The sequence below is a fragment of the Paenibacillus sp. CFBP13512 genome, assembly GCF_005233705.1.
Lineage (GTDB): Bacteria > Bacillota > Bacilli > Paenibacillales > Paenibacillaceae > Saccharibacillus > Saccharibacillus nuruki.
The window spans coordinates 560,742-566,741 of record NZ_QGAD01000001.1; the positions used below are offsets into that span (position 1 = coordinate 560,742).

The 6,000-nt window shown below is 36.8% G+C and carries 6 protein-coding genes; 2 read left to right on the forward strand and 4 right to left on the reverse strand.

Going from position 1 to position 6,000, the window contains the following annotated elements:
• Positions 1-70: 70 nt before the first annotated feature.
• Complete coding sequence (locus PaeCFBP13512_RS02415) at positions 71-1,849, reverse strand: acid phosphatase (RefSeq protein ID WP_137220842.1); 1,779 nt, start codon at positions 1,847-1,849, stop codon at positions 71-73.
• A 188-nt stretch (positions 1,850-2,037) separates the two neighbouring features.
• Between PaeCFBP13512_RS02415 and PaeCFBP13512_RS02420 the strand changes: the two genes are divergently transcribed.
• Positions 2,038-2,928 (forward strand): sulfurtransferase, encoded by an 891-nt coding sequence (locus PaeCFBP13512_RS02420; RefSeq protein ID WP_137220844.1) that lies wholly within the window; start codon positions 2,038-2,040, stop codon positions 2,926-2,928.
• Positions 2,929-3,007: 79 nt separating this feature from the next.
• Here the strand turns inward: PaeCFBP13512_RS02420 and PaeCFBP13512_RS02425 are convergent, their stop codons facing one another.
• Positions 3,008-3,931: a VanZ family protein gene (locus PaeCFBP13512_RS02425; protein WP_137220846.1), complete on the reverse strand. Its 924-nt coding sequence runs from the start codon at positions 3,929-3,931 to the stop codon at positions 3,008-3,010.
• A gap of 234 nt (positions 3,932-4,165) precedes the next feature.
• Positions 4,166-4,681: a hypothetical protein gene (locus PaeCFBP13512_RS02430; protein ID WP_069327549.1), complete on the reverse strand. Its 516-nt coding sequence runs from the start codon at positions 4,679-4,681 to the stop codon at positions 4,166-4,168.
• 400 nt (positions 4,682-5,081) lie between these two features.
• On the opposite strand from PaeCFBP13512_RS02430, the gene PaeCFBP13512_RS02435 reads away from it, so the two are divergent.
• Complete coding sequence (locus PaeCFBP13512_RS02435) at positions 5,082-5,603, forward strand: hypothetical protein (RefSeq protein ID WP_137220848.1); 522 nt, start codon at positions 5,082-5,084, stop codon at positions 5,601-5,603.
• Between the two features lie 97 nt (positions 5,604-5,700).
• On the opposite strand, the gene PaeCFBP13512_RS23155 is transcribed toward PaeCFBP13512_RS02435, so the two are convergent.
• On the reverse strand, positions 5,701-6,000 hold a 300-nt coding region (locus PaeCFBP13512_RS23155), incomplete at its 5' end, for a hypothetical protein (protein ID WP_206665591.1).

The following is a 6,000-nucleotide window of genomic DNA, read 5'->3' on the forward strand; positions in this document are numbered from 1 at the left end:
GCAAAAAAGTATAAAGAAAAAGCCATCTATAAGATGGCTTCACTTTTAGCAATATATGCACGATAGCAGATTATTTTTTACTCACTTTTAATTTCACACTGGTATTACTGTAGATCGCTTTGACGCTGTAACCTTTAGGTAATCCTGTTGTTGTAATCGACGAGAATTGTCCATGTTGTACAGATTTCTTATTGATCACAATCTTCATACCATTAGCAGGCACATAGTTATTAGTAAAGTTCAATTGTAGCTTACCGTTATAACTAACTTTTCCTTTGATTTTCAAAAGATCGGCTTTGCTCTCGATATTCAGTTCCAGTGTACCTTTAGGTGTTTGTTTGAAATTACCATCAATCGTCCACATGCCAGCTGTTTGTTCAGCAAGCGTACCGCCTTGGTTGGTGACATTTCCACGTCCAAATGCTGTCGCTGTTGTTCCTTCGAGTGTGCCTTGCATAACCGTTGTATTTCCACTGAATGTATTTTTACCTTCTAGATAAAGAGTACCTGTTCCTTTTTTGATCAAACCGCCTTTACCTGCGATAGCATTACGCCAGTGATCTTCCTGATTGAATCCACCTTTGTAAGCATCCATCGTTACCGTAACATTACTCATAAATGCACCATAACCATCCGCTGCGGCAAATAAATTCAAACGTCCCCATCCTTCAGCATCATCCAATACAGGATAACCAGATGGAATCCCTGTTGTTGCTAATACGGCTCGGCGCTGGTTATCACTTAGATACGGTTGACGCGTTTCTAATAATACCTCTGCCCCTTTAGGTACAGCGATCGGTTGGTTTTTGGCATACACTTGCGGGAATTGGTACGTTAAGCGCTCGGTATACATTTTTTTATTGGCTTTGTAATCACTAAAGCGATCTGGCGCTGTTCCTGTTTGCGTCATTAATACTTTTTGCGCTTGTTGGTATGCTTGTTTCTTCAATTCTTTATTTGCCGGATCATTCAAAATAGCCGCCGACAAAGCCGTTGCCATCACACGTCCACCCATTACATCAAATGGAGAATGCATTCCTGCAACAATTCGGTTGTTACCAAGTTCAGAAGCACGAGTCAGTAACTCCTGATAGCGTTCAGGCATAGCATAAGCCATCGCAAAAGCACTTAAATAGGCTGCATTGGTATGCCCACTCGGGAAGCCACCATCTGAGGTTGGATCAGACTTAATCTGTGGCACTAATGTTGGAATCACGATCGCTGGTGAATCCCAACGGAAAGGACGTTTGTAATTAAAAAAGCTTTTCGCGGGATTCGTAGATGAATAATCACCACGTAACTTGTTCACTAGACTTACAACACTACCCAAGCTAGAGTTCGGATCACCTGCATTGTTGCCTCCATCATCATACTTTTGCGTTGTCGCATCTGCGGGAACATCTGTAATCGTTGTCGTTGCGCCTGCATCTTTGCGATATACATCTGTAAGCGAACCTAGACCTTCGATCACACTGTAACTCTGGTTACGACGATCATCCAGATAAGCCGCTTGAGCTTGACTGGCTGTACGTTTTTTTGCTATGTCGATAACCATCTGAATATTCTGGTCTAAGATTTTAGCATTTACGGCTGTACCTGAATCCCAAGTAGCACCCGGTGTCCATAACTTTTCAAATCCAGATAATACACCAATAGCCGGATTAGATGTTGCAGACATATTGTCTTTCGTATTGTTTTTGTAATTGTCTACAAAATAACCCGATTCTGGCTTCACTGGTGTCAATGCATCTTTCGCTTCTGCTGCATACGAAGAATGTCCACCGACCGTACCTGCCAATACCGATAACGTCAGGGATAATCCTAGCATTTTAAATTTAGATAATTTCATAATAATGTAAATCCTCCTCAACAATTGTGCATCTATGTACTTTCCACATCTTACGGTAATTTTGTTAACGCTATGTTTGTTATTTATATTAAGTTTGTTAAACGTCTTTACGAATTCCAAATAGATACCTGCTGCAATATCATGTACACTATACAAAAAGATATTATTTATAAAAGGAGATACATATAATGCAAAATATAGTATCAATGAAATGGTTACTTGCTCGCTTGTACGAACCCGATATCGTCATTGTAGATTGTCGGTTCTGGTTAAATGACAAACCTGCGGGTGCGGCGGCTTATGAAGCAGAACATATACCGGGTGCAGTCTATCTCGATCTGGAAAAAGATTTATCGGCTCCAGTGACAACACATGGTGGTCGTCATCCATTACCTGATGTCGATCAATTAGCACTTACACTTGGCAAAGCAGGCATCCATCCAAATAGTCGTGTCGTGATCTATGATGATAACAAAGGGATCAATGCCGCCAGATTATGGTGGATGCTTCACTATGTAGGGCATCAGCAAGTGTATGTATTGAACGAAGGATTTACCACTTGGAAAAATGCGAAGTATCCTGTGACTAGCGATCAACCTGTTGTGATTCCAACCACATTTGTCGCACATGTACAGCCTGATATGTTAGCAGATATCGAAGAAGTTCGTCAGGTGTCTCAAGCTTATCGTTCTACAGAGGCGACTCCTTCTGTCCAGACTCAGGATAAAGATTCTTTGCCTACATTGATTGATTCTCGTGAAAACAAACGGTATCTGGGACTTGAAGAACCGATCGATCCCAAAGCTGGACATATTCCAGGAGCGGTGAATTATTTCTGGTTAGATACTCGTCATGATGAAGAAGATCGGTATGACGATGTAGAGCAGTTGGAAAAGCATTTTGCAGGATTGGATAAAGAGCAGTCGATTATTGTGTATTGTGGTTCTGGAGTGTCGGCTTGTCCGAATGTGTTGGCGCTGAAAGAGGCTGGGTATAAGAATGTGAAGTTGTATAGTGGAAGTTGGAGTGACTGGATTAGTTATAAGGAGAATCCGGTGGCGACTGGAGAAGATATATAACATTTAAAAAATTCAAAAAGGAGCGACTCCAAGTCTAGATTAAGACTTAGAATCGCTCCTTTTTCTATTCTATTTAACCTTATTCCCACAAATGCTTCATCTCTCGATATCCAATATCCCATGCCTTTTCGTTTCCTTCTAACGTAATCGTAAGCACGTCGGCTTGTTCGAAATACCACTCGAATATCTCAGGCTTATGCTTTTGATATTCAGAGGAATAGGATAAGATTTGCCGTCCGTCTACAGACACACTTATACTTCCTTGGAAATCGGTTTGGTCTGGAATTCCATATTGCAAATAAAAATAAAATTCTTTGTCATTAAACTTGTAACTATATGTTTCTGATTTCTTACCGTTAGTGTCATATACATTGAATTGAGGAGTGATTTCCTGTCCACCTATTTTGAAGGGGAGCGATTTCGTCTTTTTCGATGTCACTCCACTGCTATTTTCCCATTCGTTTAAAGCAACAAATGATCCCGGATTTTTAGCAAAAGCTTTATCGATTCCAGCACCAATTCCCCATGTTACGATCAGTAGCAAAGCCGTAGAAATACCCATAGAGATAACGCTTCGTCGAACGTTTTTAGCACGTATTCCAATGCTGTAAGCTGCGAACCCGATCACTGCGCCAGTTGAGTTTTTCAAAACATCGCCCATATCGAAGCTTCCAAGTAAAGTCAAAGCCTGTATCGTTTCAAGCACAAGGATAGAAAATATAAACAAGATAATGAATCTAATAAATTTTATCGAATACAATAATGGAATTAAAATGCTAAATGGAATAAAAGCCGCCATATTTCCTAGACTCACCATATCCATTAGTGTCGGATGCAAAAAGTCTAATGGATTAGGTAATTTCAAAAAATTATCGGGTGCAAAGATAAATGTATAACTATCGGATTCAGAATCGCTTCTGCCGAATGCAAAAAACATAAAATAAAGAATAAAGAGCGTATACAGTAGTGTTATGGTGAGAATAAGTTTGCGTCTTTTTAACATTGTCGGCTCCTTTAGAAAAAACTTTTTTAATACTCTGTATAAAAGACGGACTCTTGTTTCCTTTTGTATCCATGTCTTAGGAGTCTAATATTGAACAAGTCATCAAAATCAGAAAAATCTTTGTAAAATAGCAAAAAGAGATTGATCCTACACCGCGATCAATCCCTTACATATTCATTGCCCATTATTGTGGTTATCGATTCAGATGAGTATACGTACGGAGCTAAGAAGGATTCAGTTACTCCACTGTTTGTATCCCAAAACGGCAAGATTCGGATTCATACTTGAAATAAAAATTCGAAATTTCTTGTAATCATTTCGTGGTAATGTCATATGTTGCTTTTGGACTTTGGAACTTGGTTGAAACGTAGTTACAAATACAGATTCCCAACCTTTAGCTGTTTCTGTTTCCAGACTGAATACTACTATTTCTTTATTTTGACCTGGAAATGGAAATGCAGTGAATTGCACATCTGTCATTCCTTCTGCATTAAAACTTATCGTCGAATGAGGTGTAGATTCAGCAGTAAAACCAGAGATAACATAATAAGCAAGATCAGGTACCGGATCTCCTGGCTGTGGAGGTTCTGGAATTGTAATCGGTCCAACCTGTATGCTACTCGGCTGCATAACACTTGAAGCACTCTCCGCAAAAGCAGTAGACTGACCTGAAATACACATGGTGAATAACAAACCTAAAGTCATAACTGGTATAGACCCTTTTTTTACCAGCAATTTTAACATTTTCATTATTCTTCTCCACCTTCATTTGTCAAAATATTCAGCTTTATGCCGTGACGAGCTATGATGTTCTACGCTCACCTCTTTTCTTCATATGTCCTATCTCCTGTGTACATTTTCAAACTAATTAACTAACTAAGTACACCTTTAATATAGAATATTTAGAAATATATGTATATAAAAATTCTAGGATTTCTTCTGCTTCTTTTAATCACAACCTAAGAGATACTAGCTTATAAGAAAGAATAGATTTTATAGTTGGAACATGATTTGAAAGAAGCTAGGTATTGGATTGTCATAACGCCCGATGAATATGGCTTATGTTGTACTTATTAAAAGGGGGTTGTATTTTAAAATATAAAGATATTATGTTTTTTTACCGATAACAAAATAAAAAGGAGTTGACAGAATGAATGATATTATTCAAATTGCAAAAAGTAGTAGCTGGGTAACTCTCATACCCATTTTAATATTTATCTCTAATTTTATAGTATTATTAAAAACAAATAGGGCGGAACGATTAAGACTCACTTCTAAACAACGCCTGAAAATAAATATTGCGACAATTGTAGTAATGTCTTTAACTAGTAGTGTAATACTATCGATTATTGCAGTTGTAAGTCCTGAATTCTCTACCAAACATTTTGTAGCAATCCTAATAATTACTTTTATAATATACTTAGTTCTTTTTACTTGTTTATATCCTTTAGTAGAACATATAAACAAAATACATTTTTATATTTTAGACTCTAACAACTCTAGACTTTACATTCAGCACATAACTCTAGACAATAAGGTGTTGCTATCTTCAACGCCCTCTATTGGTAGCAAATTTAAAAAAGGAGCGGTATTTTTTAAATCTCTTGATATATTAGATGAGAAAGAGATTCTCTTCATCTCAAGAAAACAATTAAAAGAAGACCAGCTTTAAGCCAGTCTTATGTTTGGAACTAATGAATTAAATTACTATTTTCATTCTTAAATGAATCTTTAATTTTTTCTTCGGTTTTATATAATATACTATCTTTTTAAAACATATCTTCAAGTAGCTGATCTTCAGATTTTTCTAAAATATTCCATACAATTGAAGCAGATTTTAAATTATCAACGTGATCTGAAAATGCGTCTGATAGAGTAGTGACTTTAATTTTGTTAATTATCTTCTTTAAAGAAGCATTTGTTAAATTATTTATATCTATATTTTTAATAAATTCCACAAATTCATTGTATTTCAATTTAATATCAATAATATCTTGTTCTATAGATTTCACTTTATTTAATTTTGAAATAATAATTTTCTTATCTAACTGAAGATTGTCATTACGTTG